Source organism: Ruminococcus sp. YE282 (genome assembly GCA_900101355.1).
GTDB lineage: Bacteria > Bacillota > Clostridia > Oscillospirales > Acutalibacteraceae > Ruminococcoides > Ruminococcoides bromii_A.
Genome location: FMUV01000034.1, coordinates 1 through 26,815 on the forward strand (window position 1 = coordinate 1; position 26,815 = coordinate 26,815).

Annotated in this window: 34 protein-coding genes; 23 read left to right on the top strand and 11 right to left on the bottom strand. The window is 41.9% G+C overall.

The annotated features are described in order from the left end of the window. The first annotated feature begins 62 nt into the window (after positions 1–62). The 7 genes from BLP46_RS13370 to BLP46_RS09850 all read left to right on the top strand — a co-directional run bounded on the left by BLP46_RS13370 (position 63) and on the right by BLP46_RS09850 (position 5,434). Positions 63–176, top strand: coding sequence for a hypothetical protein (locus BLP46_RS13370; protein WP_318259582.1), 114 nt, complete (start codon positions 63–65; stop codon positions 174–176). 928 nt (positions 177–1,104) lie between these two features. Then, positions 1,105–1,992, top strand: coding sequence for a helix-turn-helix domain-containing protein (locus tag BLP46_RS09825; protein WP_092978569.1), 888 nt, complete (start codon positions 1,105–1,107; stop codon positions 1,990–1,992). Between the two features lie 59 nt (positions 1,993–2,051). Next, on the top strand, positions 2,052–3,452 hold the full coding sequence (locus BLP46_RS09830) for a hypothetical protein (protein ID WP_092978571.1): 1,401 nt from the start codon (positions 2,052–2,054) through the stop codon (positions 3,450–3,452). 1 nt (position 3,453) lies between these two features. Next, on the top strand, positions 3,454–3,918 hold the full coding sequence (locus BLP46_RS09835; RefSeq protein WP_318259579.1) for an RNA polymerase sigma factor: 465 nt from the start codon (positions 3,454–3,456) through the stop codon (positions 3,916–3,918). A 120-nt stretch (positions 3,919–4,038) separates the two neighbouring features. Then, on the top strand, positions 4,039–4,527 hold the full coding sequence (locus BLP46_RS09840) for an RNA polymerase sigma factor (protein ID WP_092978573.1): 489 nt from the start codon (positions 4,039–4,041) through the stop codon (positions 4,525–4,527). Then, a complete protein-coding gene (locus tag BLP46_RS09845; RefSeq protein ID WP_092978575.1) occupies positions 4,517–4,873 on the top strand; it encodes a hypothetical protein in 357 nt (118 codons plus the stop codon). Before BLP46_RS09840 ends, BLP46_RS09845 begins: the two co-directional genes overlap by 11 nt. A 24-nt stretch (positions 4,874–4,897) precedes the next feature. Continuing rightward, entirely contained in the window at positions 4,898–5,434 is a 537-nt protein-coding gene (locus BLP46_RS09850) for a hypothetical protein (protein WP_092978577.1), read from the top strand. Between the two features lie 211 nt (positions 5,435–5,645). Here the strand turns inward: BLP46_RS09850 and fliB are convergent, their stop codons facing one another. The 6 genes from fliB to BLP46_RS09875 all read right to left on the bottom strand — a co-directional run bounded on the left by fliB (position 5,646) and on the right by BLP46_RS09875 (position 9,012). Next, complete coding sequence (fliB, locus tag BLP46_RS09855) at positions 5,646–6,695, bottom strand: flagellin lysine-N-methylase (RefSeq protein ID WP_143000480.1); 1,050 nt, start codon at positions 6,693–6,695, stop codon at positions 5,646–5,648. Positions 6,696–6,703: 8 nt separating this feature from the next. Continuing rightward, positions 6,704–6,991 carry a hypothetical protein gene (locus tag BLP46_RS09860; RefSeq protein WP_092978581.1) on the bottom strand — a complete coding sequence of 96 codons (288 nt, stop codon included), beginning with the start codon at positions 6,989–6,991 and terminating at the stop codon, positions 6,704–6,706. Between the two features lie 5 nt (positions 6,992–6,996). After that, positions 6,997–7,899: a YitT family protein gene (locus BLP46_RS09865; protein WP_173312475.1), complete on the bottom strand. Its 903-nt coding sequence runs from the start codon at positions 7,897–7,899 to the stop codon at positions 6,997–6,999. A 77-nt stretch (positions 7,900–7,976) separates the two neighbouring features. Beyond that, positions 7,977–8,126 (bottom strand): hypothetical protein, encoded by a 150-nt coding sequence (locus BLP46_RS13105; protein ID WP_167669242.1) that lies wholly within the window; start codon positions 8,124–8,126, stop codon positions 7,977–7,979. Positions 8,127–8,275: 149 nt separating this feature from the next. After that, positions 8,276–8,536, bottom strand: a complete 261-nt coding sequence (rpsT, locus tag BLP46_RS09870; protein WP_092978582.1) for a 30S ribosomal protein S20 — start codon at positions 8,534–8,536, stop codon at positions 8,276–8,278. 182 nt (positions 8,537–8,718) lie between these two features. Next, positions 8,719–9,012: a hypothetical protein gene (locus BLP46_RS09875; protein WP_092978584.1), complete on the bottom strand. Its 294-nt coding sequence runs from the start codon at positions 9,010–9,012 to the stop codon at positions 8,719–8,721. A 225-nt stretch (positions 9,013–9,237) separates the two neighbouring features. Between BLP46_RS09875 and hrcA the strand changes: the two genes are divergently transcribed. The 9 genes from hrcA (at position 9,238) to BLP46_RS09920 (ending at position 18,023) form a co-directional block, all read left to right on the top strand. After that, a complete protein-coding gene (gene hrcA, locus BLP46_RS09880; RefSeq protein WP_167669243.1) occupies positions 9,238–10,266 on the top strand; it encodes a heat-inducible transcriptional repressor HrcA in 1,029 nt (342 codons plus the stop codon). 27 nt (positions 10,267–10,293) lie between these two features. Continuing rightward, a complete protein-coding gene (locus tag BLP46_RS09885) occupies positions 10,294–10,854 on the top strand; it encodes a nucleotide exchange factor GrpE (RefSeq protein WP_092978588.1) in 561 nt (186 codons plus the stop codon). An 84-nt stretch (positions 10,855–10,938) separates the two neighbouring features. Next, positions 10,939–12,795 carry a molecular chaperone DnaK gene (gene dnaK, locus BLP46_RS09890; protein WP_092978589.1) on the top strand — a complete coding sequence of 619 codons (1,857 nt, stop codon included), beginning with the start codon at positions 10,939–10,941 and terminating at the stop codon, positions 12,793–12,795. Between the two features lie 283 nt (positions 12,796–13,078). Continuing rightward, positions 13,079–14,218 (top strand): molecular chaperone DnaJ, encoded by a 1,140-nt coding sequence (dnaJ, locus tag BLP46_RS09895; protein ID WP_092978590.1) that lies wholly within the window; start codon positions 13,079–13,081, stop codon positions 14,216–14,218. Between the two features lie 12 nt (positions 14,219–14,230). Continuing rightward, a complete protein-coding gene (gene prmA / locus BLP46_RS09900; protein ID WP_092978591.1) occupies positions 14,231–15,154 on the top strand; it encodes a 50S ribosomal protein L11 methyltransferase in 924 nt (307 codons plus the stop codon). Positions 15,155–15,215: 61 nt separating this feature from the next. Next, positions 15,216–15,818, top strand: a complete 603-nt coding sequence (locus BLP46_RS09905; RefSeq protein WP_092978592.1) for a hypothetical protein — start codon at positions 15,216–15,218, stop codon at positions 15,816–15,818. A gap of 159 nt (positions 15,819–15,977) precedes the next feature. Continuing rightward, positions 15,978–16,793, top strand: a complete 816-nt coding sequence (locus BLP46_RS09910; RefSeq protein ID WP_092978594.1) for a hypothetical protein — start codon at positions 15,978–15,980, stop codon at positions 16,791–16,793. Between the two features lie 26 nt (positions 16,794–16,819). Continuing rightward, positions 16,820–17,644, top strand: coding sequence for an Mrp/NBP35 family ATP-binding protein (locus tag BLP46_RS09915; protein ID WP_092978595.1), 825 nt, complete (start codon positions 16,820–16,822; stop codon positions 17,642–17,644). Between the two features lie 49 nt (positions 17,645–17,693). Beyond that, positions 17,694–18,023: a hypothetical protein gene (locus BLP46_RS09920; protein ID WP_092978597.1), complete on the top strand. Its 330-nt coding sequence runs from the start codon at positions 17,694–17,696 to the stop codon at positions 18,021–18,023. 105 nt (positions 18,024–18,128) lie between these two features. Here BLP46_RS09920 and BLP46_RS09925 read toward each other — a convergent pair whose 3' ends face one another. From BLP46_RS09925 to BLP46_RS09940, 4 genes are all read right to left on the bottom strand, one after another. Beyond that, positions 18,129–18,692, bottom strand: coding sequence for a manganese efflux pump MntP (locus BLP46_RS09925; protein WP_092978599.1), 564 nt, complete (start codon positions 18,690–18,692; stop codon positions 18,129–18,131). A 12-nt stretch (positions 18,693–18,704) separates the two neighbouring features. Further along, entirely contained in the window at positions 18,705–19,037 is a 333-nt protein-coding gene (locus BLP46_RS09930) for a branched-chain amino acid transporter permease (protein WP_318259581.1), read from the bottom strand. Then, positions 19,030–19,761: an AzlC family ABC transporter permease gene (locus tag BLP46_RS09935; RefSeq protein WP_092978601.1), complete on the bottom strand. Its 732-nt coding sequence runs from the start codon at positions 19,759–19,761 to the stop codon at positions 19,030–19,032. Before BLP46_RS09935 ends, BLP46_RS09930 begins: the two co-directional genes overlap by 8 nt. A gap of 182 nt (positions 19,762–19,943) precedes the next feature. Further along, entirely contained in the window at positions 19,944–20,651 is a 708-nt protein-coding gene (locus tag BLP46_RS09940; RefSeq protein WP_092978603.1) for a Crp/Fnr family transcriptional regulator, read from the bottom strand. A gap of 255 nt (positions 20,652–20,906) precedes the next feature. On the opposite strand from BLP46_RS09940, the gene rsxC reads away from it, so the two are divergent. From rsxC to BLP46_RS09975, 7 genes are read left to right on the top strand one after another with little or no spacing between them, the layout of a single operon-like run. Next, a complete protein-coding gene (gene rsxC, locus BLP46_RS09945) occupies positions 20,907–22,229 on the top strand; it encodes an electron transport complex subunit RsxC (protein ID WP_092978605.1) in 1,323 nt (440 codons plus the stop codon). Then, complete coding sequence (locus tag BLP46_RS09950) at positions 22,226–23,146, top strand: RnfABCDGE type electron transport complex subunit D (protein ID WP_092978607.1); 921 nt, start codon at positions 22,226–22,228, stop codon at positions 23,144–23,146. The genes rsxC and BLP46_RS09950 overlap by 4 nt, the downstream gene beginning before the upstream one ends. Beyond that, positions 23,143–23,679, top strand: coding sequence for an RnfABCDGE type electron transport complex subunit G (locus BLP46_RS09955; RefSeq protein ID WP_092978609.1), 537 nt, complete (start codon positions 23,143–23,145; stop codon positions 23,677–23,679). The genes BLP46_RS09950 and BLP46_RS09955 overlap by 4 nt, the downstream gene beginning before the upstream one ends. After that, the gene (rsxE, locus tag BLP46_RS09960; protein WP_092978611.1) at positions 23,679–24,353 is read left to right on the top strand and encodes an electron transport complex subunit RsxE; all 675 of its coding nucleotides are present in this window, start codon (positions 23,679–23,681) and stop codon (positions 24,351–24,353) included. Before BLP46_RS09955 ends, rsxE begins: the two co-directional genes overlap by 1 nt. Then, on the top strand, positions 24,350–24,940 hold the full coding sequence (locus BLP46_RS09965) for an electron transport complex protein RnfA (RefSeq protein WP_092978613.1): 591 nt from the start codon (positions 24,350–24,352) through the stop codon (positions 24,938–24,940). Before rsxE ends, BLP46_RS09965 begins: the two co-directional genes overlap by 4 nt. Positions 24,941–24,955: 15 nt before the next feature. Then, complete coding sequence (locus BLP46_RS09970; protein WP_092978615.1) at positions 24,956–25,786, top strand: RnfABCDGE type electron transport complex subunit B; 831 nt, start codon at positions 24,956–24,958, stop codon at positions 25,784–25,786. A 2-nt stretch (positions 25,787–25,788) separates the two neighbouring features. Beyond that, positions 25,789–26,112, top strand: a complete 324-nt coding sequence (locus BLP46_RS09975) for an MGMT family protein (protein WP_092978616.1) — start codon at positions 25,789–25,791, stop codon at positions 26,110–26,112. An 88-nt stretch (positions 26,113–26,200) separates the two neighbouring features. Here BLP46_RS09975 and BLP46_RS09980 read toward each other — a convergent pair. Continuing rightward, on the bottom strand, positions 26,201–26,815 hold a 615-nt coding region (locus BLP46_RS09980), incomplete at its 5' end, for a carbohydrate-binding protein (protein WP_143000481.1).

A 26,815-nucleotide genomic window follows, 5' to 3' on the forward strand; every position in this document is an offset into this window, starting at 1 on the left:
AAGCCGAAGTTTATGCCCTTGACCACGCACAACTGGAGTTAGAACAAGGCAAGATTTGTGTTATTCTCGGTCCGTCGGGTTCAGGAAAAAGCACCCTGCTGAATATGCTTGTCTCTTTACAGCTTTTAACGCTTTCGATGAAGGAGTTGACAGATTCGCTCTCAACGTTTTCATAACAGCCTATAAATGCATCCGAATCTTTCTTGTTAAGCGATTCAACATAATTCCCAATAGCCTCTCCTGCTTTCAGCTCGTATATATCAGTCCCTTCGCAGAATTGCATGGCGAAGCGGTTATTGCCGTCGGACATCACTAAAATACGATAGAGCGGTCTTGGGCTTTGATGACTCTCAAAAACGCTGATACTGCCGCCTGTCGTGTTGCCGCCCTCGTATTCTATGTCGTAGCCGCAGTCCTGATAAAACGCGGCAATATCCGTAAAAATTGTCGGTGAGGACTGCAATTCAACGATATTGTAATATGGATCGTGGATATTACCGTTGAGCGAATACTGTCCGTCATTCTCGCTGAAAACAAAAGCGTTTTTCGTCAGGTGATACGGCAGACAGATTTTATCGTCGTTTCTGTTACCTGCAACGCTTTCGTTGATAACAACGTATATATCATCAATCGAGTTATTATTTCCGTCTATCACGTTTTTACTGAACAGTGTATACGGATAATTGGCTTTGCTCATCATCAGTATCTGTTTATCATCAATTACATTGAATGTGAAATCAGGATTGCTTTCGGCAAGAGAGTTTCTCATATCATTAACCGATAATTTGCTTTGAAAGGCAAGTGTGCTCCCATTTGAAAAATACGCTTTATCAGCATCTATCTTGATTTCTGTCGTGCTTTCATCAATATAGTTTTTTAATTTCAAATTACCGCTTTGCTTTTCGTTGGCAGTTAATCCGCAGGCGGACAGTTGTATGGTGATTACTAAAATAATAATGATTGCAAATAATCTTTTCATAACAAACTCCTTTTTCAAATTGACAATTCTCTCAGCTGAGATTATACTGTAATTGTAGCAATTATCCGTAAATTGCGCCATACATTTTTATCAATATTTTTAGCACTATCTGCAATAGGTGAGTTATGACAAAGTGCCGTTTCTGGGAAAACCGTTATCTGCCAATTGAATACAGCTTAGAGAATATGCAGAGCACAGAGGGTTATTTTTCGCTGTGCCTGATAAAGAGAGGAAATGCCGTTGTGTCCATCGACGGAATAAAATGCTATCTATCAGCACCCGCTTTGCTTTGCCTGAATCCGGACAGAAAAACAGAAATTATCAGATCGGCAAAGCTCCAAATGAAAACTATCTATTTCGCACCTGAATTTATCAACCGCAATTTGTCTGTTGAGCGGATTACTGCCGATGATTACGAGTTGAACTGCCGTTTGTTTGATTTCCCCAGCTTTGATTTATTCTATCAAACCGATGATACCTTCAATTGTATCATACCATTTGAATCGGAGGAGCTTGGCAAAGTGGAATTTCTCTTTGACAGTATCATTGAACAGCTCAGTGTTCAGCCCGACAATATGTGGTCTTGCCGTGCAAGAATGGCGGTTATCCGTATATTTGACTATGCCGCCAATCTCTACGAAGGATTATTTGGCGTTAATCAGGAAAGCGATACGCTTGTAGATTGTATTCTTACCTTTATTGAATTCAACCTCGAAAAGCAATTTACCATCGAATGGCTCAGCCGTGAGTATTCCACCAACCGGACTACACTGATGGCAGACTTCAAGCGTGTAACAGGAAAGACAATCAATGAGTTTGTCTTGGACAAGAGGATTGATTTGAGCAAGCAGATATTGGCGTTTACCAATATTTCTATCGAGGAATTGGCATTGAAATGCGGTTTTTCCTCTCAGTCGTATTTCACAAGAGCATTTAAAAAGAAAACAGGCTTGTCGCCAATGCAATTTCGGAAACAAGCTGTGGAAAAAAGAATCTCTGAATTCCAACAATAAAATGAACCTTTTTGTCTTCTGGATGCTCTAATGAATAGAAAACCGAAAGGAGAGTCATTATGAGAACAGAAGATTTACAAAACGCATATCCAAACCCACCCGAAGATTTTCACAATGCCATATTGTCCTCACTTTACAAGCTTGACGCGCAATCGCCTGTGAAGTACAAAAAACGTCGTGTTATGAGAGTTGCCGTAGTGTGCGCGATTGTCGCGGCTTTGGGCAGCTTTACCGCGGTCGCCGCCGCAACAAATTTCTTTGGTCTGTTTTCGGAGCCTGTTGGGAAATTCGGTCTCCATGTCGGCGTGACCGAGGAAGCAACCGCATCGGCAAGCGATTCGCTGAAAGCCGTTAAAATGAAATTCGGGTACATGACCGATGGCTTTGAGGAGCTTCCGCATATGCCCACGGACGTGAGTAAGTTCCGGAATACCAACGACGAAAACTCGCCTCACTACGTTTTTTCTCTTGAACCCGCAAAGGATTTTGACAACATCGTCAAGTATGTCATCGACAGCGAGGAAAAGGTTGTAAACGGTCACAAGCTTATTTTTACCACCCGTCAGTTAACGGAAGAAGGCGAGTCTGATTACAGTGCGGTGATGTATTTTGAAGATTGGGGCTATGTAGTCTGGAGCTTTGCCTACAACGGCGCAGAAAAGGACGAACTGCTGAAAATCATGCAGAATCTCAGTCTGGAGGAAGATAAGGATTATGTTCCTGAAACGACCTCCGCCGATATGGTACGAAGCGACTTGGATTTGAAACGCCGCGAGTACGATTGGACGGTTAATACAGAATTCACCATGCACTCCCTTGGTGAAGCTTTTCAATGGGGACATGAAGCACGTTCCGACGATTTCACCATTAAGGTTACATCAATTGAGGAGCAAACCGGCACCAACGGCATTCCCTCTGAGTGTTTCAACTGGATAACCGATTACTCTCTGATTTATTCCGATTACTTTGACGGAAACGGCAAGCTCATTACTCCCTATACCCGTCATGATTCCACCGATGCAGACGGTGTAAATTCACAGCGCAAAACGTGGGACACTGAGGACGATCGTCACTTCTTTGCTGTAACAGTGGAAATAACGCAGAACACAGATTTCCCAAATGCCGATTTTGATGTAATGGGAGATTTTACGCCCGTTATCCTGATAAAAGACAAGGACGGCAGCTACCGTCACAACGGCGAGGAGGACGCTTACGGCGTTATGCAGGAAGTTCTCTATGGTAACGCAGCAACTGTCTGCTCGACACCCGGCGATGAAAGCAACATTCTCCACATGAGTAAAGGCGAAACGCGCACCTTAACCTATGGTGTCGTTATTGACGATGATGTAATGGACAACGCTTATCTGCGTTTCAACTCACAGGATGAGCAGACGATTGACGACGACGCGGAGAATATAACGCTAAACTTCCGCGACGACTGTGTTAAAATAAAAGAATGAGGTGCAGTATGACACAAGAAACCTTAGCAACCTCATTCTTGACAGCGAATCGACGCTGTATCGCGTAGCGATGTCCATGCTCAGAAATGAAAAGGACTGCGAGGACGCCGTGCAAACGGCTGTCCTCACCGCCTTTGAAAAGCTTGGCACGTTAAAGCACGAGGAATATTTCAAAACATGGCTGGTGCGGATTTTGATAAATGTCTGCAACAAGCAGCTCAAGTCCGCCGCGAAAACAACAGAACTGCGCGATACCGATATTACGGCAGACAGTGCCGAAGCATCAACCGAAATCCGCATGGCAATCGAAAGCCTGCCTGTAAAAATCAGGCAGGTTGTCGTGCTCTATTACATCGAGCAATTCACCGTCAAGGAGATAAAACAAATCCTGAAAATCCCCGAAGGCACCGTCAAAAGCCGCCTGAGCAAAGGTCGGGAGCTGTTGAAAGACTACTTAACAGAATGATAATTACCCCTGTTGCCGAAATGCAGCAGGGGATAATTATATCCTTTTATGCTATATTTTTTACTTTCTCTGCACGAAATCCAACCCTCTCAAACGTGTTATAGGTGAAAGGAGGTTCTTATGTCTAAGCTCGGTACCGAAGAAGCAGAACAAATCATCAGGCAGTATTCTGACATGATATACAGAATCGCCGTTCACAATTTATGCAATATCGCAGACGCGGAGGATATTTTGCAGGATGTGTGTATTTCTCTGCTGACGAAATGTCCCAAACAGCGAGATTCCGAACACCTGAAGGCGTGGCTGATTCGCGTTATAATCAACAAATGTAACAGCCTTCACAGGCTTGCGTGGCGCAGGCGGCGCGAATCGTTGGAGGACTATACTCACTTAGAAGCTCCTGAACAATCAGAAATAATAGAGGAAATCCGACAGCTGCCAAAGGACTACCGCAAAATTATTTACCTCTATTATTATGAATCCTACACGATTGCGGAAATTGTAAAAATACTCGGCAAAAACCCTAACACCGTCAGCTCATATTTACAGCGCGCAAGAAAAATGCTGAAGGCGTTACTTACGGAAGGAGAGGACTCTCATGTATCATAACCGATACACACAAGCGGTCAGCAGAATAAAAGCTCCCGAGGGAGCCGTTGAAAAAATGCTGAAAACAGCAGAAAGCTCTGAAAAAAAGGAGAAAGTGATTTACATGAAAAAATGGATAAAGGGTGCGGTTGCGGCATCACTTGCTGTTGCGGTCACAGCAGGAGCGATTATTGGATTTAATCTGCTCGGCAGCAAAGCTAATTCATTCGTTATGACGGTCAATGCAGCTGAGATTACAAAGGACAATCCCATATCTGTCGGATTAGGAGAAGGCGGAATGAGTTTTGCACAAAAAGATGACGGAATGGAGTATTATATAGACCTTCCACTTTCTGTAACAGGATAGCATATTAAAAGCGTTACCTATTCCGTGGATAAGGATGCGATTGCCGTCCACTGCCGCAAGGATAATAATCCCGTTATAGACGGCGATGTAGCAAGTGAAAGAATTGACACCTTGTTTGATGTCAAATGTATCGAGAACGACCAAAAAGCGCTTGACGCGGCAATGGAGAATGACCATCAAAGTGACTTTGAAAAACACGCGGCAGAGGAAATATTGAATCGTTATGAAGGCAAAAAATATACCTCTATTACGATTGCTTACAACAACCAGAATCCCGACGGCTGTGCAATCGGAATTGTCGGCAAGCGCACAAATGAGCCTGTGCCGGATGATGAAAGTCTCGAAGCAAAGGCAAATCGATTGGATACAATCATAGGCAACACTCTTTACTGCACAGTAGTATTTAATGACGGAACAGAACAAAAGCAATCTATCCAAATCGGCGCAACTGTTACCAATTTCGGCACGGCGCACGCCGAATCCTTTAACCAGCTGACAGAGGAAGAAAAGGCACTGAAGGATTATACGGATGTGTTTGTTACCTATTCTATAACTGAATAATTGAAAACAGAATTGCTATAGATTCGTCACGGGAATCTATAGCAATTTTTGTTATCCTATTCGATTTTTATTTTTCCGTTAAGAGCCTCACGCTTTTGCCGACACACTTTTTTATCTTGTATTCTGTTTAAATAAAGGATTCAACAATTATTACTGTTAGTATGAATAATTTTTTGCGTCCAAGCCAGAAGGGAAGAGAAGATAAACTTAATTATAAAAGCGTTACAAGGTTTTCTGCCCAGTAATCAAGTTTGGTCTCAAATTCAAATTCCAAAATATCCGAATTTTCATACGAGTGCTCAACTTCTTTGGAATATTTTTGCATAATGCGTGAAAGGCGGTTTTTATCGTAATTGCCATCGCCTCTGAGACAGTTTTCAACTCTTGATATAATTATGTATGCGCACACAAGACGTTGAAACGGCAGCATAACGTTATATGTGTCAATCGCCTTTAGATAGTACACATACACGTAATATAGCGCAAGCTTTTCATAATCATCGTCATATTCGGGCGATACCTTGCAGTTGTTGCAGGTTTCGGAAGCTGTTTCAATCAGACTTCGCCACTTGCCGCTGATAATTTCAAGACTTTGGTGTAAATCAAAAATAAACTTGCAGTCTGCCTTCTCTGTGTTTTCGTCCGATAAATTGACGGATATATCATCAAGAGAATATTCGTCGCTGTCGATTCTATCCTGAATTTCTGAATTGAAAATAATAGCTTCCTTTAACCTTGCGGTAAATGATTTTGATTTGTCGGTCAAAATCTTTGCTGTTTGTGTTCTGGCTTTCAACAAAAACTCCATATACTCAACGCTGTATTCCACTCCGTCGGTATCAAATTCAGATTGATTAAAGTCGTCATACGGTTTATCGCTGTCCAAAATAAGCCTTGAAGCAACGGGACAGGCGAAAGAAAGCATATGCTCGGTAAATGTTACATAATCCTGTGTAATTCTCGGAAAATTGGCACAGGTTTCACACAGATGTTCTTCACCGAGGTTTATGTAGATGTCGCAAAGCATATCGTCATTCCAAAACGGACATCTGCCGTCCTCACGAGATATAAAAATTCTGTTGTTGTCCTCGCCGTCAACGGTGAGGCTTCTTATTTTATCACCAAATTCGCCTTGTACTGTGTTGTAGTATTTTTCGGCGTTATCATCAAGCTCTACATCCCAATCTTTACAACAACTGTCGGGGCATTTGTTTGCAATGCATTTAAAGTCTTTATAATATTTAGGATAAATGTGTTTCATTTTGTTAATCAAGTCCATTCAAGTGTAAGAAAAAACTGTTCGTATGCGTCGTCCCATCCGTCTATTGCGTTTACTCCGCCGCCGTTTACGCTTCTGAGTTTTGCATCGTTTGCGTCCTGCCCAACAGCAAAAAGCTCGCCTATTTTGATGTCATATCCGTATTTTTGACATAGATTGCAAAAGTCTTCGACAGGATTATCACTGTGCTTTGTTGCAATAAGTTGGGATTTCAATTCTTGGTTTGCTTTTGCGTCTTTTAAGAGCCTGTCAAGTTCCTGCTCAATTGTGTTTTGCATTCAGCTTACCTCTTTTTTACGCTTGTTCCGAGAACGTCGGAAATATCAGAAACGGTAATAAATGCTTTTGAATCAATTTCAAGAACAATGCTCTTGAGTTTTGGAACCTGAAATCGGTTTACAACAAAGTAAATCGCCGATTTGATTTCCTGCGAATAATATCCCTTTACATCAAACTGGGTTATTCCGTGACCGAACTCTTCGGATACACGGCTGCAAATAGCGTCGCTGTTTTCGGTGATTATCATTACCGATTTTTCTCTGTCAAAGCCCTCAACTATGTAGTCAATTGTTTTAAGCGCAACGGCGTAGGCAATAATGGAGTAAAGCGGAAGCTCCCAGCTTTGGAATATGCATCCAATAACAACGTAAAGTATTACGTTAAAAATCATTATAAACGTGCCGACGGAAATTCCGATTCTCTTTGCAAATACCACGGCAAGAACTTCTATTCCATCAATAACGGCTCCGAAACGAATTGTTAATCCGCTTCCGATGCCTGAAATCAAGCCGCCGAATATTGCGCACAAAAGCAAGTCGCTTTGTGCAAACGGTGATGAGGTACTTACATCAATCGGAAGTACATAAGATATTATATAAGAGGCGGTTGAAAAAATCAATACCGTCCACGCCGAGTAAAGGGTGAACAAAACACCCTGTTTTTTTAATCCGAATAAAAACAACGGAAGGTTTAATATGATAAGAAACAATGAAAACGAGAATTGGTCGGGCGTGATTTGCCATAAAAGCATTGAAAGACCGGAAATTCCGCTGTCATAAAGATTAACCGGCGACAAAAACATAGTTGCCGCCACGGCATTAATGCTTCCCGCGAGTGCAAGCCACAGCATTGTCGAAAATTTTACGTGTTTGAACCTTTTTAGATTTGTTTTGATTGAACTTTTCATTTAATCACTTCGCTTTCCTATAAAAATACAAAAGGCTGTTTCAATAAAAATGAAACAGCCGTTGTAACAATAATAAATTATTCAATTGAGTTGTCCAAATACTCCATAAGCTCTTCATCATCTTTTTTTTTCTTATCTTTAACAATAAAGAAAGCCGTGAGGGCGGCAGATACTGTTGCAACAAAGGCAACTATGCCTATTAGAAACGCCAAGTTTTTATTTTTCATAATAAGACCTCCAATGTAAGAATTTATTTTGTATAAGACACAGTAATTATAATTCTATTTTAACATTTTTTATAAAAAAGTCAACATAAAAACAAAAAAAGCAGAGAAAATCTCTGCTTTTAAGTTCAAACTTGTTAAAACAAATGTACTTAGGCTGAAGCGTTAAGTCTTTTTGCAAGAGAAGACTTGCTTCTTGCTGCTGTATTCTTGTGCATAATACCCTTTGCAACTGCCTGGTCAATTTTCTTGATAGCAAGACGAACTGCCTCTGTTTTGTTGTCGGCATTTGTGTCAACAGCGTAATAAGCTTTCTTGATAACAGTTCTTAAAGCTGACTTTGTAGCCTTGTTGCGAGCTGTTTTTGTAGCGATAACTTTAACACGCTTTTTTGCAGATTTAATGTTTGGCATTGTCCCACCTCCTTAAAGTATCGGTCATATGGATAATATGATAGCATAAAAAGTGCTGAAAATCAAGTGTTTTTGAAAAAAATATGCAAAATACAACAGCTTTTATATCGCAAAATGTCATTTTGCATTTTTACTATCTATATATATAGTATAACGTTTGCTCCGTAAAACAATATACAGTTTTATTCTTCACTGTCATCAGAGCTGTCTTTTGAGCGGCTTTTCTTTTTGGAGTGAAAATACATTACTATAACCACCGCCAAAAAAGCTGTTGCAACGTATTTGAAGATTATTCCGAGCGTGCCATCAAACATCGGGATGTTGCCGAATGAATTAAGAGCGTACCAAACAGTCATAAAAACAAAGAATGCCGACATAACAAAAGCATATACTCCTTGTTTGATACCGATAATAAAAGTAAGTACGGCAAGAATGCCCCAAACAAACACATATGCATATTGCAAATATTCGCTCACAATATCATTCCTTTCCGTTTGCTTGCACATATTATAAAGTTTATTATTGTTTGTTGTCAAGCTATAAGTGAAAATAATGTGAAACTTTTGAAAAAACGGAATATTTTTTCAAAAATGTCTTGACTTTTACTGACTTTGGTATTATATTAAGGATAAAGCAATTAGCACTCTAACATTGAGAGTGCTAATTACAGCAAAATCCGACTCAGAACAGAGGTGAGCGGTTTGGAGCTGACTGCGAGAAAAGAAAATATTTTGGCTGCAATTGTTCAGAGCTACGTAACAACCGGTGAGCCGGTTGGCTCAAAGTTTCTGATAACTCAAACGGGACTGAATGTTTCTTCGGCAACCGTGCGAAACGATATGGCAGACCTTGAAAGCAAGGGGTTTTTGATTCAGCCGCATACTTCGGCGGGACGTGTGCCGACTCAACAGGGTTACAGATATTATGTTGACCATTTGTTAAAGGTTACGCCCGTTTCGCAGAGCGGCAGGGAGTATATAGCTTCCGAGCTTTCCAAAAACTCAGATTCGCCCGAAAGCATACTTCAGTGTGCGGCGGATTTGCTTGCACGGCTTACGGATTTGGTAACGTTTGCTACAACGCCCGACGGCGAGGACAGCAGGATTCGCAAAATCAGCTTTGTTCAGACAGGCGCACATGCGGCGATGGCTGTGGTTATGGCTTCAAACGGAATCATAAAAACAAGGTTGTTTAGATGTGAGTTTTTGATTACCCCCGAGATTTTGGAGGTGTTTGACAAAGCTCTCAACGAAACCTTTGCCGGAGTTAAACTTTCGTCGATAAACCAACCGTTTATTCAAACCGTTGCGGCAAGATTCGGAGAATTGTCGCTGTTTATGCCGAATGTTCTTACGGCGATTAAGGATGCTTCACAGCTTGCAAAAGATGTAAGCGTTTATCACGGCGGATATAACAAGTTGATGCTTGTGCCGGATGTGAACTTTATTGCGGCAAGAAGGCTCATTGGTTTTTTGAGTAATGAACACGACCTTGCAAACATGCTTGAAAAACTTCCGCCTGATACGGCAGTTACGTTGGGCATTGAAAACAGCAGGGTTGAGCTGAGCACAAGCTCGGTGGTATCTTCAAGATACTTTGCAGGTTCTGACCAATCCGGAGTGCTTGCGTTGATAGGTCCGCTCGGAATGGATTACGGAAGAGTAATTTCAATTCTTGAGTGTGTGACAGAAAACGTTGAAACTTTGATTGGCGAACTTGTTGAAATATAACGGCACGAGCCTTTAAGGAGGATAAAAATGCCAAAGAAAAATAAGGAAACTAAGGAAAAAGCAGAGGAAACCAAGACAACGGAACCCTCGGCGGAAGAAAAGGCAGAAAAAACCGAAGAAAAGAAAAAAGATAACAAGAGCGAAAAGACAGCTGCTCTTGAGGAAGAGCTCAAAGCCCAGAAAGACAAATATATGCGTTTGGCGGCTGAATATGATAACTACCGCAAGCGCACGGCAAACGAAAAGCTTTCAATTTATGACGACGCTACCGCAAAGGCGGTGACAGAGCTTTTGCCTGTTGCCGACAGCGTAAGAATGGCGCTTGAGAACCTTAAAGACGCTTCACCCGAAATTATTAAAGGTGTTGAGCTTATTTCAAATCAGCTTGATAAGTCGTTTGAAAAGCTCAAAATTGAGAGCTACGGCGAGATAGGCGACGTATTTGACCCGAATATTCACAATGCAATTTCAAAGATTGACAGCGATGAACTTGACAAGAACACAATTTCTCAGGTGTTCCAAAAGGGCTACAAAATCGGCGATAAAATTGTAAGACACGCAATGGTTCAGGTTGCAAACTGCGATTGATAAAATTTAATTACCGATAAAACTAAGACAATAACATTAATAATATAAATAACACAAACAAAAACAATACTGGAGGAATTAATTATGGCTAAGACAATAGGTATAGATTTAGGTACAACAAACTCTTGTGTAGCAGTTATCGAAGGCGGCGAGCCGGTTGTAATCGCTAATGCCGAGGGTGCAAGAACAACTCCGTCCGTAGTTGCATTTTCAAAGGACGGCGAAAGAATGGTCGGTCAGGTTGCAAAACGTCAGGCAATCACCAACCCTGAGAGAACAGTTTCTTCTATCAAGAGAGAAATGGGTACAGCTCACAAGGTTACAATCGACGGCAAGAGCTACACTCCACAGGAAATTTCAGCTATGATTTTGCAGAAGCTTAAAGCTGACGCAGAGGCTTACCTCGGTGAAAAGGTAACACAGGCTGTTATTACCGTTCCTGCTTACTTTACAGACGCACAGCGTCAGGCTACAAAGGATGCCGGTAAGATTGCAGGACTTGATGTAAAGAGAATTATTAATGAGCCTACCGCAGCAGCTCTTTCATACGGCGTTGATAAAGAAAACGACCAGAAAGTTATGGTTTATGACCTTGGCGGCGGTACATTCGATGTATCTATCATAGAGATGGGCGACGGCGTTCAGGAAGTTCTTGCAACAGCAGGTAACAACAGACTTGGCGGCGACGACTTTGATAAGAGAATTATTGACTGGATGGTTTCTTCGTTCAAAACAGAAACAGGCATTGACCTTTCATCAGATAAGATGGCAATGCAGAGATTAAAGGAAGCTGCCGAAAAAGCAAAAATTGAGCTTTCGGGCGTTACAACATCTTCAATTAACCTTCCGTTTATCACAGCTGACCAAACCGGTCCTAAGCACCTTGACTTAACTCTTACAAGAGCAAAGTTTGATGAGCTTACTTCTGACCTTGTAGAAGCAACAATGGGACCTGTTCGTTCCGCACTTTCGGATTCAGGACTTCAGATAGGTCAGATTGACAAGGTTCTTATGGTTGGCGGTTCTTCAAGAATCCCTGCTGTTCAGGACGCAGTTAAGAAGCTTATCGGCAAGGAACCGTTCAAGGGTATTAACCCTGATGAGTGCGTTGCAATCGGTGCGGCTATTCAGGCAGGCGTACTCGGCGGCGAAGTTGACGGACTTCTTCTTCTTGATGTTACTCCTCTTTCACTCGGTGTTGAAACAATGGGCGGCGTAATGACAAAGATTATTGACAGAAACACAACAATTCCTACAAAGAAGAGCCAGATTTTCTCAACAGCGGCAGATAATCAGACTCAGGTTGAAATCAATGTTCTTCAGGGTGAGCGTGAATTTGCCCGTGACAACAAACAGCTCGGTTTGTTTGCACTTACAGGTATTGCTCCTGCAATGCGCGGCGTTCCACAGATTGAAGTAACATTTGATATTGACGCTAACGGTATCGTAAATGTATCTGCAAAAGACCTTGGCACAGGCAAGGAACAGAAGATTACAATTTCTTCTTCAACAAATATGAGCAAAGAGGATATTGATAAGGCTGTTAAGGATGCAGAGCAGTATGCGGCAGAAGATAAGAAGCGCCGTGAAGAGGTTGATGCAAAGAACGAAGCTGAGAACCTTGTTTATCAGGCAGAGAAGCTTGTAAGCGACAGCGGCGACAAACTTGCCGAAGACGACAAGAACACAATTAACACCAAGGCAGCTGCTCTTAAAGACGCTATTTCAAAGAATGACGCAGACCTTATGAAGTCAGCAAAAGATGACTTGCAGAAGTCATTGTATGACATCTCTGCAAAGCTTTATCAGCAGGCTGCTCCTCAGGGCAATCCAAATCCACAGCCGGGTGCACCGGATATGGGCGGAGCACAGCCGAACAACAGCGGTGACCCAAACGTTTATGATGCAGATTTTAAGGATGTTGATGATAACAACAAGTAATTGTTGATCACCTTAAGGAGCCGTTTCGGCGGCTCCTTTTCCTGCTGTTTGGATTTTTTAACATTCATTCGGCTTATTATAACCTAAGTGCAAATGTTCCTGCCTCTAAGGCGGGAATTACATCGGAGTTTCTGTGGAAATTTTTAATTTTCGCCTAACTTCCTAGGAGCTGACGCTCCTTTGCACTGCTGCAATCAAGCGCAGGCTCTGCATATTGTAAGTAAAGCAGAGCGTTATTTCAATAAAAAATAACTGCAACACATTGCAAAGAGAGAGTGTGACTATGGCAGACAAAAGAGATTATTACGAGGTGCTTGGCGTCCAAAAGGGTGCAAGCGAAGATGAAATAAAAAAAGCATACAGAACTCAGGCTAAGAAATACCACCCTGACCTTCACCCGGGCGACAAGACCTGTGAGGAGAAGTTCAAAGAGGTAAACGAAGCTTATGAGGTTTTGTCCGATAAGGATAAAAAAGCTCGATATGACCAGTTTGGACACGCAGGTGTTGACCCTAACTTTGGCGCAGGCGCAGCAGGCGGAAGCCCGTTTGGTCAGGGTATTGATATTGACGATATATTCTCAAGCTTTTTCGGCGGATTTGGCGGAAGACGTTCAAACAACCCGAATGCTCCTATGCGAGGCAGTGATGTTGAGGCAAGCATATCTATATCGTTTGAAGAAGCGGCAAAAGGCTGCAAAAAGGCGGTAACCTACAACGCTGTTGTAAGTTGTGACGCCTGCAACGGTACAGGTGCTCAGGCAGGTTCACATCCAAAGACCTGTTCCGCATGCGGCGGTTCGGGTCGTGTAACAATAAACCAGCGTACACCGTTTGGCGTTGTACAGACTCAGCACACTTGTGACGCATGTCACGGCAAGGGAAAAATCATTGACAATCCGTGCCGCAAATGCGGAGGTTCCGGCAGACAAAGAAAGAACAGAACAGTTGATGTAACTATACCGGCAGGTATAAAAGATAAGCAGATACTTAATGTCGGCGGACACGGCAATGCAGGTTATAACAACGGTCAGCCCGGCGACTTGCACGTTTATATAAATGTTCGCAGCCACGATGTTTTTGAACGCAGAGGCGACGACGTTTGGTGCGATTTGCCGATTACATTTGCACAGGCTGCGCTTGGTGCGGATGTTGTTGTGCCGACTTTGGACGGCAAGGTAACATATTCGGTGCATGAGGGAACCCAGCCGGGAGATGTGTTCAAACTCAAAGGCAAGGGTATCCAGCACCTTGGCGGCAGAGGCAGAGGCGATCAGTACGTCAGAATGACGATTGAGGTGCCAAAGAACCTGAGTGCAAAGCAAAAGGATTTGATTCGTCAGTTTGACACTACAACAACAGAGAAGAACTATGCACGCCGCAAAACATTCTTTGATAAACTAAAAAGATTATTTAACGACTAACAGGTACAGATTATGAATCATTGGACTGAAATCAAAATATCCGTAAATGCAAAAGACATTGACAGGGCAAGTGATATTGCAAATGTTGTTGTCCCTTACGGAATATATGTTGAAGATTATTCCAGCCTTGAACAAGAGGTTGAGGACATTACGCACATTGACCTGATTGACGAAGATTTGCTCAAAAAAGACAGGTCAAAAGCGCTTGTTCACGTCTATCTTGAGCCTGATGTGTCTCCGTCGGAAGCTGTTGCGTTTCTTTCGGAGAGATATAACGCAGAGGGGATTGAACATTCGATTGAACTTTTGGATTGTGCCGAGGAAGATTGGCGCAATAACTGGAAAAAGTATTTCAAACCCATTCAGGTTGGAAAAAAACTGCTTATACGTCCAAGCTGGTATGAAAATTACGACTCGGACGACAGAATTGTTTTGAATATAGACCCCGGTCTTGCGTTTGGCACAGGCGGACACGAAACCACAAAGCTTTGCCTTGAAATGTGCGAAAAATATATGAAGCCCGATGACAGCGTGCTTGACGTTGGCTGCGGAAGCGGAATTTTGGGAATTGCGGCACTTTTGCTTGGGGCGAAAAAAGCAGTTGGCGTTGATATTGACGAGGTGGCTGCACGCACAGCAGGAGAGAATGCCGAACTTAACGGTGTCGGCGACAGATTTACTGCCATTTGCGGAAGTTTTACAGACAAGGTTGAGGGCAAATATGACATTGTTCTTGCAAATATTGTTGCAGACGCAATTATGTTTTTGTCAAAGGGCGTAAAGGACTTTATGAAAGATGACGCCGTTTATATTATGAGCGGAATTATTGACACCCGAGGTGAAGAAGTTAAGGCTTCCGTAAGCAAATATTTTGATATTATTGAAGAGCACCGTGACGGCGGCTGGGTTTGTCTTGCCGCAAAAATTAAGGCTTGATATTTGGCTGTTTTTGTGTTAATGTTATAATAATAAAGTAAACAACACGGAGGTCTTGAAATTGAAAAAACCTGACAAAAGAGAAACAGCCAATCTGTTCTTCTCTGCATTCCTTATTATTGCGTTTATTGTGTGCGCACATTTCTTTACTGATTTTACAAAATCGCTCCCAAGTGTTTTGGGTTCTGTAATTACAATACTTATTTATGCAATTTTTGGCTTACTGTTGTTTTATGCAACAAGAGTGGGAGACGGAAAATCCGTAAAGCGTTTTTCTGTTACTACGTTGATTGTACTTGTTTTGCCGACTTTATACATAATGGTTGCTTCGGTTGCTTCGGGCATGCCGCTTCACAGCTTCTTTGTAACGGCAGCGGGAGATACAGGTGCAATTGCAATTCTTGCCGCAATTGCGTTTGGTTACGGTGTTCCGTATACATTCCTCAGCGGATATGAATCCCAAGAGGATAACTCAGTTGAAGCAGCGGATGCAAAACCTGTTGACGGCGGAATTGAAGCTGACTTGCTTTCGGGTGAAGTTGACGAATCTGATGATGAAGCCGAAATTGAAGAAAAAATTGAAAATCATCCCAATGAAGATGTTAAGGAAAATTCTGATTCGGAGTCTGACCCTGAAGACGAACAACCTGAGACAGAGGTGTAAGCCGACCGAAAAATTTTGTCTGTTACAGATAGTTTGCCGACCTGCTGAAAGCAGGTCGGTTTTTGTGTTTCCAAACTTGACAAATATCTTTGACTGCTTTATTATTTCTTTATAGGATTACAGATAAAATCATTGCTTGGTTTGCGAAAGGACAGAACAATGAAAGATAAAGAATTTTTTAACGCCGATTTTGATGCTCCTGAAGAATCTGCTGAAGATAATGCCGAGGAAGAGATTGAGGAAGACAATTTTGACACCGATGGAGCATCTTCCGATGATGAAAATTTTGACACCGACGGTGCGTCAAATTCTTCCGAAGATGTTCGCAGGTCTGCTTATGACGAAAACGGTGTTCCGGATTATGGCGACGGTTTTGATTCCCAGACCGACTATGATTTTCAGGGTAATTATGATAATGATGAAGATTATTATGATGAGGACGAAGAAGATAACGGTGAACCGGCTGAGGTAAGCGCTCCTTCGGAAGAGCCTTCAAATGAAGAGACTCAAAAACCCGAAGCTCCAAAATCCGTCTCAAATAAAAAAAGTAAAAAGGAAAATAATAATTCAAAAAAGATAAAGAATATTATTGCTTTGTTTTTTGTCGGTATTGTAATTGTCGGCATCGTTTGTGCAGTTATGTTTATGTTTGCTCACTGTACAGAAATAAATTCTCATAATTCGGCAACAACGGGACCGTCCACCACGGTTGCAACAACAAGCGAGGTAACCGACCCGATTGTAACTGAAGCTCTGCCTCAGGACAGTTATTATGAGGATGAAACCGACGCTCCGTATCAGCCGCCGACCGAGCCTGTTACCGAAGCACCGATTGTAACAGAAGCTCCGCCTGTTTATACGGAAGCTCCGACAGAGTCGCCGACCGCAGAACAGCCTACTCAGCAGATTGAACAAGGCGACAATATTACGGATTTAGCTGACGGAAATTTTGAAAAGCTTGCAAAAACAAATTAATTACTTGAAAGAGAGGATACAAACTTATGGGTTGTAACCATGATTGTTCGAGCTGCAGTTCCGATTGCGGCGGAAATCCACAGGATATGCATGAAAAGTTAAACGAATACAGCAGTGTAAAAAAGGTAATCGGCGTTGTGTCTGGCAAGGGCGGAGTAGGTAAAAGCTTGGTAACTTCGATGCTTGCGGTTACTTTTAACAGAATGGGCAAGAGCGTTGCAATTCTTGATGCCGATATAACAGGTCCGTCAATTCCAAAGGCGTTCGGAATACATCAGAGATGTGTCGGCAACGACAAAGGAATTATTCCTGCTGTTACCGAAACAGGCATTAAGCTAATGTCAATAAATCTTTTGCTTAAAAACGAGACCGACCCTGTTGTTTGGCGTTCGCCTATGATTACGGGTACAGTTAAACAGTTTTGGTCCGAGGTCCTTTGGGAAGATGTTGACTATATGTTTGTTGATATGCCTCCCGGAACAGGCGATGTTCCGCTTACCGTTTTTCAGAGTCTACCGATTGACGGAATAATTGTTGTTGCGTCTCCGCAGGAGCTTGTTTCGATGATAGTTGAAAAAGCCGTGCGTATGGCAGAGATGATGAAAGTGCCTGTACTCGGTCTTGTTGAAAATATGAGCTATTTTTTGTGTCCAGACTGCGGAAAGAAGCTGTCGGTCTTTGGCGAAAGCCACATAGATAAAATTGCCGAACGTTATAACACAAAGGTGCTTGCAAGGCTTCCGATAGACCCTGACCTTGCCAAAAATGTTGACAACGGAAAGGCAGAGGCTTTTGAAGGCGGATACCTTGACGAAGCCGCCGAAGAAATTGATAAAATTCTTGAAAAATAACTTAGAGATGAAACCCGATTCTTAATAAAAAGAGAACGGAGGTTAAATTATGAAGTGTATAAATTGCGGCAAAGAATTTAACGGCAATTTTTGCCCAAGCTGTGGAACTCCTGCGGCTTTGCCTAAGAAAAAGGCTGTTAAAAAGCTTACCAAAGACTCTTATGATACAAGTTTTGGACAACATTTTACAAATAAGCCTAAAAATGAGTACAACGGACAGCAATTTACAAACAATCCAAAAAAGAATTTTGGCGGGCAAAAGTTTACTAATACTGCTGACACGCAGTCGGATAATGCGCCAACTCAGGGTGAAAACGAATTTCCTGAAAGCAACACTTCAATTAATGCAGATGAAAATAACCGTGAAACCGAATCTTAATTATACGGAACTAAAAAAGCAAGTCTAAAAAGACTTGCTTTTACTTTTGCGTTTTTAAGTGTAGTTTATTGTTTATACAGCATTAAAGATGGTATGGCAAAGAGACTAAAAATTGATTACGCCAAGATGCTCAAGCAATATTTTTATTCCCATAAGTATCAGGACAATGCCGCCCGTGAGTTCTGCTTTTGATTTAAATCTTGAGCCGAACACATTGCCGATTTTAACTCCGCCTGCGGAAAAAATGAAGGTTGTAACACCGATAATCAAGATTGCGGGAATAATCTGTACATCAAGGAATGCAAACGTAACGCCGACCGCAAGCGCGTCAATGCTTGTTGCAACAGCGAGCGGAATCATGGTTTTGAACGTAAACGAATCATTAGCTTCCTCGGATTTTTCAAAGGATTCTTTTACCATGTTTGCTCCGATAAGAACGAGCAAACCGAATGCTATCCAATGGTCGATGTTTGTTATGAGCCACTCAAACTGTTTGCCGAGCAGGTATCCGATTAGCGGCATAAGCATCTGAAAACCGCCAAAATAAAGCCCTGCAATCGCCATATGTTTTGGCTTGAGAGTCTGGACCGAAAGTCCCTTGCATATTGAAACGGCGAATGCGTCCATTGAAAGTCCTATGCCAATTATAATAATCTCAATTATACTCATTTTACTCTCCTATTACACAAATACAAGCTGAACGAGCAGCATATATAATATTACTCCGCCAAAAACACTTATCAAAGTGTTGCGCTTCCAAACGTGAATTACAATTACAAAAACTGTTGCCAAAAGTTCTGGCAGTCCAAACGGTGCTGATGTCACGTTTACGCTTTTGAAGCAGTAAACAACCAACATTCCCATTAAAGCATATGGTAGTACAGTGCCCAAATATGTAACAACCTTTGGTCTTTTTCGTCCTTCAGGGAACAAAATGAACGGTGCAAATCTTAAGGCAGCCGTAACAATTGACATTACAATAACAATTAGCAGAGAGTGAACGTTGTCAACCAACTTTGTTCACCTCGGTTCCGTTAACTTCCGAATTATTGTCAATCGGTTCTTCAAGTTTCTTTCTGAAAATTACCAGTTCAATTGCAATCAAAGCCATTGCCGGAATCAGAAAATACTCTGAGCCGAAAATCAACAGGCAAACAACCGTTGTTACAATTCCGAGAATTGCCGGCAGGTGCTGCTTGTGGTCTAACCATTGTTCAACAAAAATAACAATAAACAGAGCGGTCATTGCAAAGTCAATACCTGTGCTGTCAAACGGAATAAAAGTTCCCGCAAGCGCACCGATAGTACAGCCTGCTATCCAATAAATATGGTCGAGCAAGGTTATAAAGAAATAGTATTTTTTCTTGTCGATGTCCTCTTCAAGCTGCACTGAGCATACAATAGAATATGTTTCGTCTGTAAGACCGAATATAAGATACGGTTTGATTTTTCCAATCTTATTATACCTGTCAAGAAGTGAAAATCCATAGAAAAAATGTCGTGCGTTTATTATAAGAGTCATAAATGCGGTTGTCAGCAGTGTAGCTCCTCCGCTGAGCAGGTCAACTGCCGCATATTGTCCTGCGCCCGCATAAATTGTGATGCTCATAAGGATTGCCCACCAAAAGCTGTATCCCTTGCTTTGAAGCAACACGCCGAATCCTATGCCAAGCGCAAGATAGCCTGCCATAATCGGCAGACTGTTCTTAAAAGCTCTTTTGAATGTCTGTTTTATCATACCTGTCTATCCCTTTTTAATTCATAGATTTTAAATCGGAGCAACGCTCTTCTTTGTTTGTAATAAGTGGGAAGCGTAGATGCAAAGTAACCTTAGCTCTCTTTTATTTGAATGGAAAATTTAACTTCCGAAGAAATTTGCCGTCTTAAAGACGATGAGTTTTTGCACCTATGTTAAAATTTCTATTGAAATTTAAAACTCCGAGCGTCTAAAATCACGATGTGATTTTTCTTGTAGCTTATTATGTTTTCCTTTTTTAATTCACTGAGCGACCGTGACAGCGAAGCTCTGTCAACCGCAAGATAGTTTGCAAGTTCTTCCCGTGAAAACGGCAAATCAAGCTCATATGAATGTGTCTTTTCGCAGCTTATTTGAAGAAATTTTAAAATTTTGTCTTTTATGCTTCTTTGAGAAAGACAGGCGAGATGTTCCGAAATTTCAATAAGCACCCGCTTTTGCACGGCAATAAGATTAACCGCAATTTTGTGTTGGATTGCGCAAAGCTTTTGGTCTGTAACAAAAATCTTATCGGGATTTATCAACATTATCTCGCTGTTGTTTTTTGCTTTAAGTTCAAATATCGTGTTGTAATACTCAAGCATTGAATATATTATGCCGCTGGATTCTCCGTACGGAATATATTTAATCACCGAACGGCTGCCGTCGTAGTTTACGCTGAAAATGCTGATACTTCCTGACAAAACAAGGCATATCATATGCATATATTCATTCGGTAAACTAAAACTTTGTCCTTCCTCAATTGATAAGTATACGGGAGCGGCATACTTGATGAACATGGAGATTTCCTGTTCGTCAAGCCCTGAAAATAAAATCTGATTGCCAAGCAGGTCTAAAACTGCTTCGTTTGTTTGTCTGATAAATTTATCCATTTGATTCCTCAAAACTATTTATGTTTTTGCAACCTCTCCATTATAACACTAATTTTTGCAATTGCAACATATTTGTCGTTTCCGATATGTAGAATTTACAAATATTTTGGAGCGTTTTTGTGCTAAATGCAGAATATTGGTGAAATTTCACAAAAAACGGTTCTGTTTATTGACTAAAAAGTATATTGGTTGAATTCGTATTTTATAGTATAATAAACTATATATTGCTTTTTTACAAAGGGTTGGAGGGAAATTATGAAACTCAATGGTGTAAGGGTGCCGCATAAGAAAAATACTGCCGGCAGCCCTTCTCTGCGTTTGCCGATACCGGAAACGGTAACAATTCCTATGTCTATGCACATCGGAAAGCCGGCAGCGGTTTTAGTTAAAAGAGGTGACAGTGTAAAGGTCGGTCAGCTTATAGGAAAAGCTGACGGATTTGTTTCTGCACCTGTTCATTCAAGCGTGTCCGGTACCGTTAAGAAAATTGATGAAATCACAGCTTCTAACGGTTCAAAGGTCAGTGCGGTGATTATTGAAACAGACGGGCTTCAGGAAATCAGCGAAGAAATTCAAAAGCCTGTCGTAAACGATTTTGAAAGTTTTATAAACGCTGTTAAGGCCAGCGGTATTGTCGGACTCGGTGGCGCAGGATTTCCTACGTTTGTAAAACTTGGAGTAAAGGATTTATCCAAGGTTGAAGAAATTGTTATAAACTCAGCCGAGTGCGAACCGTACATAACCTCGGACACAAGAACAATGCTTGAGAAAACCGAATATATTTCAAAGGGCATTGACGCACTGCAAAAATATATGCAGGCAAAGCGCATTATAATAGGAATAGAGAATAACAAAAAAGAATGTGTACAAAAGATGCAGGAGCTTGCCTCTCAAAAATCTGGAGTTGAGGTTCATGTTTTGCCGTCAATTTACCCACAGGGCGGTGAAAAGGTTCTTATATACAATACTACAAAGAAAATTGTGCCAAAGGGCGGACTTCCGCTTGATGTTGGCGTAATTGTAATTAACTGTACCACTCTTGCCGAAATTGCAAAGTACCTTGAAACAGGTATGCCGCTTGTTGAGAAATGCATAACAGTTGACGGTTCTGCCGTTAGGGAGCCAAAAAATGTTGTTGCTCCGATAGGTACACCGCTTACAAAACTGTTTGATTTTTGCTCAGGTTTTAAGTCTGAGCCTGAAAAGGTGCTTTACGGCGGACCGATGATGGGAATAGCCGTTCCGTCGCTTGACGAACCTGTGTTAAAAAATACCAACGCCGTCATTGCAATGGACAAAAACGAGGCAAAGCCTCCAAAGGTTACTCCGTGCATAAATTGCGGAGCGTGTCTCAATCACTGTCCGTTAAAGCTTGACCCGAGAGAAATAGCAAGAGCATATAAGCGCAACTCCGCAGAAGATCTTCAGATGCTTTGCGTTGACCTTTGTATGGAATGTGGCTGCTGTTCATATGTCTGTCCCGCAAAACGACCTCTTGTTCAGACAAATAAACTTGCAAAGGCAAAACTGCGTGAATATGTGAATTCTAAAAAAGCTGAAGGAGAGGGCAAAAAATGAGTAAATTAATTATGTCGCCGTCACCGCATTTTTTCTCAGGAAATACAACACAGAGAATTATGCTTGATGTGATAATCGCCCTTGCTCCCGCAATGGTGGCTTCTGTAATAAACTATGGTTTAAGAAGTTTGCTTGTTATCGCAGTGTGTGTTGCGGTTTGTGTTTTGGCGGAATGGATATTTGAAAAAATATGTAAAAAAGAAAACACAATATCCGACTTGTCGGCGGTTGTAACCGGCATTTTGCTGGCATTTAACTTGCCTGTTTCAATACCGATTTGGCAGGCGGTTATCGGATGTCTTGTTGCAATAGTAATAGTAAAACAGCTTTTCGGCGGAATCGGTCAGAACTTTGCAAACCCCGCAATAACCGCAAGAGTTGTGATGCTGACGGCGTTTTCGGGCAGTATGACTACCTGGACATTCCCCGACGCCGTAACCGGAGCAACTCCGCTTGCTTTGATTTCAAAAGGTGAAACAGACGCTCTGCCGTCATATCTTGATATGTTCTTGGGACGTCACGGCGGATGCTTGGGAGAAACCTGTATTCTCGCTCTTCTTTTGGGCGGAATTTATTTGCTTGTAAGGCGTGTAATAAGCTGGCACACGCCGGTTGCGTTTATCGGAACCGTGGTTGTTATGTCGCTTTTGTGCGGAAAAGATGTGCTGTATCAGCTTATGGGCGGCGGACTTATTCTCGGCGCATTCTTTATGGCTACCGATTATGCCACAACTCCTGCCACCAAGTGGGGCAAGGTGATTTTCGGAATCGGCTGCGGCCTTGTAACGGTACTTATAAGATTTTGGGGTAACTTTCCTGAGGGTGTTTCGTTCTCTATCTTGCTTATGAACATTTTAACACCGTACATTTCAAAACTCACAAGGCAGAAGCCTCTGATCGGAGGTGCCAAGAAATGAAAAAATCCGGTACAGCCAATGAAATAGTAAAGCCGATTGTGGTGCTTACCGTTATTTGTCTTGTTGTTACGGCACTTTTGGCTTACGTAAACCTTGTTACGTCACCGATTATCAGTGAATCGGAAAAAGAAGCGGCAGCTAAGGCACGAATGGAAGTGCTTAGCGAAGCCGACAGCTTTGACGTTGTTGACGCCGAACTTCCCGAGGGTGTTACAGAGGCATATAAGGCATCAAACGGCACAGGATATGTGTTTATGCTTACAACAAAGGGTTACGGCGGCGATATGAAGCTGATTTGCGGCATAAAGTCAGACGGAACAATTGAGCAATGCAAAACATTGTCACATAATGAAACAAGCGGTCTCGGTTCAAAAACCGCAGAAGACCCATACAGAACACAGTATAACGGAAAAACAGCCGATACCTATACAGAGGTTGACGCAATAACGGGTGCAACAATTTCGTCAAATGCATATCAGAAAGCTATAAAAAGTGCATTTGAAGCATATGAAATTGTAAAGGAGGCGAAGTGATGAATACTCTGAAAAATTTCTCAAAGGGTTTGATAAAAGAGAACCCTGTTCTTGTGCTTGTTCTCGGAACCTGTCCTACGCTAGCAACTTCAACAAGCGTTTCAAGCGCATTGGGAATGGGAGCGGCTGCAACCGTTGTTTTGCTCTGCTCAAATATTGTAATTTCAGCGCTTCGCAAGATTATCCCCGATAAGGTAAGAATCCCTTGCTATATCGTTTTGATTGCGGGATTTGTAACTATGGTTCAAATGCTCGTAAAGGCTTTTGCGCCTGCACTTGACGAGTCTCTCGGAATTTATCTTCCGCTTATCGTTGTAAACTGCATAATTCTCGGAAGAGCCGAAATGTTTGCAAATAAAAACAAAGTTTTTGATTCTGCCATAGACGCACTTGGAATGGGTGCAGGCTTTACACTTGCACTTACTATGATGGCAACTATACGCGAGATATTCGGTAACGGTACTTTCCTGGGAATAGAGATTCCTGTACTTGCCGAAAATCATATTTCAATTCTTACAATGGCTCCGGGCGGATTCTTTGTCTTTGGCTGCCTTATGGCTCTTGTAACAAGACTTTCAAAGAAAAAGCCCAAAAAAGAGGAGTTTGGTTGTGCGGGATGTCCGTCTGCCGGACTGTGCCACAAAGCTCAATGCGGTGAGGAGGCAGAAAAATGACCAGATTTATTATAATCCTGCTTTCCGCAGTATTTATTAACAACTATGTTTTATCGCGTTTCTTGGGTATATGTCCGTTTTTGGGCGTTTCAAAGAAGCTGAACCAAGCAACCGGAATGAGCATTGCGGTTATATTTGTAATGCTTATTTCAACTGCGGTAACATACCCGATACAAAAGTGTCTGCTTGACCCCAACAACCTTGAATATCTGCAAACAATTGTATTTATTCTTGTTATTGCGGCTCTTGTTCAGCTTGTTGAAATAATTCTTAAGAGATATATGCCTGCGCTCCACAAAGCCCTTGGCGTTTATCTTCCTCTTATCACAACAAACTGTGCTGTTTTGGGCGTTACTATTTTGAATATTGACGAGGGTTACACTTTTGCGGAATCAATGGTAAATTCGCTTGGAAGCGGACTTGGATTTTTCCTTGCAATGGTAATGTTCTCGGGCGTGCGCTCAAAACTTGAGGGTGCCGACATTCCAAAAGCTTTTCAGGGATTGCCGATTACGCTTGTTGCAGCATCAATAACTTCGCTGTCGTTCTTGGGCTTCGGCGGTATTATTGAAAATCTATTTGCTTAACGGAGGTGCAGAAGTATGGAACAAATTCTTATGGCGGTAATTCCCGTCGTAATAATCGGAATAATCTGCGCAGCCGTACTGGTGGTTGCTTCAAAGCTTATGGCTGTAAAGGAAGACGAAAAATTTCCTGCTATTCGTGAATGTTTGCCCGGTGCCAATTGCGGTGCATGCGGATTTGCCGGATGTGACGGATATGCAAAGGCACTTGCTGAAAAGGAGGGCACGCCGACAAACCTTTGTGTGCCCGGTGCCGATGATGTTTCACGCAAACTCAGTGAGCTCCTCGGAGTTGAATTTGAAGATGTTGTTGAAAAAGTAGCTGTAATTCACTGTGCAGGCGATTGCAATTGCACCGATGACAAAGCTCTGTATTACGGTATAAACAGTTGTGCCGCTGCTAAACTGAGTTTTGGCGGAAAAGGAAGCTGTACATACGGTTGTATCGGCTTGGGTGACTGCATGAACGCCTGTCCGAATAACGCAATTTGTATTGAAAACGGTATTGCACACATAAACACACGCCTTTGCACAGGCTGCGGAATTTGTTCGCACACCTGTCCTCAGCATATAATTTCAATTGTTGATGATGTTGAAAAAGTTGTTGTTACTTGCAGCAACAAGGATAAGGGTGCGATTACACGCAAAGTTTGTTCAAACGGCTGTATAGGCTGCAAAAAATGCGAAAAAGTGTGTTCAACAGGCGCAATAAAGGTTACAAATAATGTTGCGGTAATTGATTATTCCAAGTGTCCGGAATGTGCTGATTTTGGCATTTGCGCACGTGAATGTACAACAGGTTGTATTATGTTATCGGATTTGAGCGGAATACACCGCTATGAAAAATAAGTATGCGAAAAGATATTTCTGAAAAATCGTTTTATGATAAAATTTATGAAGCAGTAATGCAAATCCCCGCCGGTTGTGTGGCAACTTACGGACAGATAGCTACTATGGCGGGAAATGGCAACGCCGCAAGAGCGGTTGGCAATGCATTGCACAGAAATCCTGCTCCCGATGTGATTCCCTGCTTTAGAATTGTAAATTCAAAGGGTCGGCTCGCTCTACAGTTTGCCTTTGGCGGAACAGACGCTCAAAAGAAGCTTCTTGAGGCTGAAGGAGTGGAAGTTGTGGATGACTGTGTTGACTTGGAAAAATATCAATATCGCGGTTGAATAATACAGAAGAATCCCCTCAGGTATTTGCCTGAGGGGATGTTATCTATCCTATATTTTGGGATATGCTGATAATCCTTATGGTTAATTATTGATATATACGATATGATGAATCATAGTTCTGGCCAAAGTTGTTTGCCCAGTATGTTTGGTTGTTTGATTTGTTATAGTAGTATGCGCAGTATTCAAAAATTCTACCTGAAGTATTACTCAAGTTTAGTGTAGTAGCCCAGACTTCTGTTCCGTCGTCATTTGTTGATACATAGTGCATAGCAACATCGTGCTGGGTAGCCCAGTTGTCTTCTGTGTATCTAACTTTAACGTCCTTTTCGTAAGAATAGTTCTTCAAAACAACGTTTACTGTATATTCAGAACCCAATCCGGTTGATGATGTGTAAATCCTTCTTACAGTAATTGGGGCTGAGCCAATATCTTCACTATGGTAATTGTTTCCGTTGTTATTATCCCAGTACTCGTTGCCGTCTGAAATGTATTTAATTGCGTATTCATCTTTAAAGCTGGTTATAGAAGCTTTGAAGATTTTTGAACCGTCTGAAAGGGTGGTAAAGTATTCAGCCTGTTTGTCTCTCCATTCTTCACCGGACATATAATTATAGTGAACATAAACTTGTTGAGATGAAGCATTATCTGTTGTTTTGATATAGATGTTGCGGGTAACCATACCGTATTTTACAAATGTTAC

Coding starts and splice junctions, on each gene's coding strand:
- BLP46_RS09830 (WP_092978571.1), top strand. CDS start 2,052: ATGAGAACAGAAGATTTACAAAACGCATATCCAAACCCACCCGAAGAT.
- BLP46_RS09965 (WP_092978613.1), top strand. CDS start 24,350: ATGACCAGATTTATTATAATCCTGCTTTCCGCAGTATTTATTAACAAC.
- rsxC (WP_092978605.1), top strand. CDS start 20,907: ATGAAACTCAATGGTGTAAGGGTGCCGCATAAGAAAAATACTGCCGGC.
- BLP46_RS09975 (WP_092978616.1), top strand. CDS start 25,789: ATGCGAAAAGATATTTCTGAAAAATCGTTTTATGATAAAATTTATGAA.
- rpsT (WP_092978582.1), bottom strand. CDS start 8,536: ATGCCAAACATTAAATCTGCAAAAAAGCGTGTTAAAGTTATCGCTACA.
- BLP46_RS09955 (WP_092978609.1), top strand. CDS start 23,143: ATGAAAAAATCCGGTACAGCCAATGAAATAGTAAAGCCGATTGTGGTG.
- BLP46_RS09935 (WP_092978601.1), bottom strand. CDS start 19,761: ATGATAAAACAGACATTCAAAAGAGCTTTTAAGAACAGTCTGCCGATT.
- BLP46_RS09910 (WP_092978594.1), top strand. CDS start 15,978: ATGAAAGATAAAGAATTTTTTAACGCCGATTTTGATGCTCCTGAAGAA.
- BLP46_RS09920 (WP_092978597.1), top strand. CDS start 17,694: ATGAAGTGTATAAATTGCGGCAAAGAATTTAACGGCAATTTTTGCCCA.
- BLP46_RS09885 (WP_092978588.1), top strand. CDS start 10,294: ATGCCAAAGAAAAATAAGGAAACTAAGGAAAAAGCAGAGGAAACCAAG.
- BLP46_RS09925 (WP_092978599.1), bottom strand. CDS start 18,692: ATGAGTATAATTGAGATTATTATAATTGGCATAGGACTTTCAATGGAC.
- BLP46_RS09950 (WP_092978607.1), top strand. CDS start 22,226: ATGAGTAAATTAATTATGTCGCCGTCACCGCATTTTTTCTCAGGAAAT.
- BLP46_RS09865 (WP_173312475.1), bottom strand. CDS start 7,899: ATGAAAAGTTCAATCAAAACAAATCTAAAAAGGTTCAAACACGTAAAA.
- BLP46_RS09840 (WP_092978573.1), top strand. CDS start 4,039: ATGTCTAAGCTCGGTACCGAAGAAGCAGAACAAATCATCAGGCAGTAT.
- BLP46_RS09825 (WP_092978569.1), top strand. CDS start 1,105: ATGACAAAGTGCCGTTTCTGGGAAAACCGTTATCTGCCAATTGAATAC.
- BLP46_RS13105 (WP_167669242.1), bottom strand. CDS start 8,126: ATGAAAAATAAAAACTTGGCGTTTCTAATAGGCATAGTTGCCTTTGTT.
- dnaK (WP_092978589.1), top strand. CDS start 10,939: ATGGCTAAGACAATAGGTATAGATTTAGGTACAACAAACTCTTGTGTA.
- BLP46_RS09915 (WP_092978595.1), top strand. CDS start 16,820: ATGGGTTGTAACCATGATTGTTCGAGCTGCAGTTCCGATTGCGGCGGA.
- BLP46_RS09860 (WP_092978581.1), bottom strand. CDS start 6,991: ATGCAAAACACAATTGAGCAGGAACTTGACAGGCTCTTAAAAGACGCA.
- BLP46_RS09845 (WP_092978575.1), top strand. CDS start 4,517: ATGTATCATAACCGATACACACAAGCGGTCAGCAGAATAAAAGCTCCC.
- prmA (WP_092978591.1), top strand. CDS start 14,231: ATGAATCATTGGACTGAAATCAAAATATCCGTAAATGCAAAAGACATT.
- fliB (WP_143000480.1), bottom strand. CDS start 6,695: ATGAAACACATTTATCCTAAATATTATAAAGACTTTAAATGCATTGCA.
- BLP46_RS09970 (WP_092978615.1), top strand. CDS start 24,956: ATGGAACAAATTCTTATGGCGGTAATTCCCGTCGTAATAATCGGAATA.
- dnaJ (WP_092978590.1), top strand. CDS start 13,079: ATGGCAGACAAAAGAGATTATTACGAGGTGCTTGGCGTCCAAAAGGGT.
- rsxE (WP_092978611.1), top strand. CDS start 23,679: ATGAATACTCTGAAAAATTTCTCAAAGGGTTTGATAAAAGAGAACCCT.
- BLP46_RS09940 (WP_092978603.1), bottom strand. CDS start 20,651: ATGGATAAATTTATCAGACAAACAAACGAAGCAGTTTTAGACCTGCTT.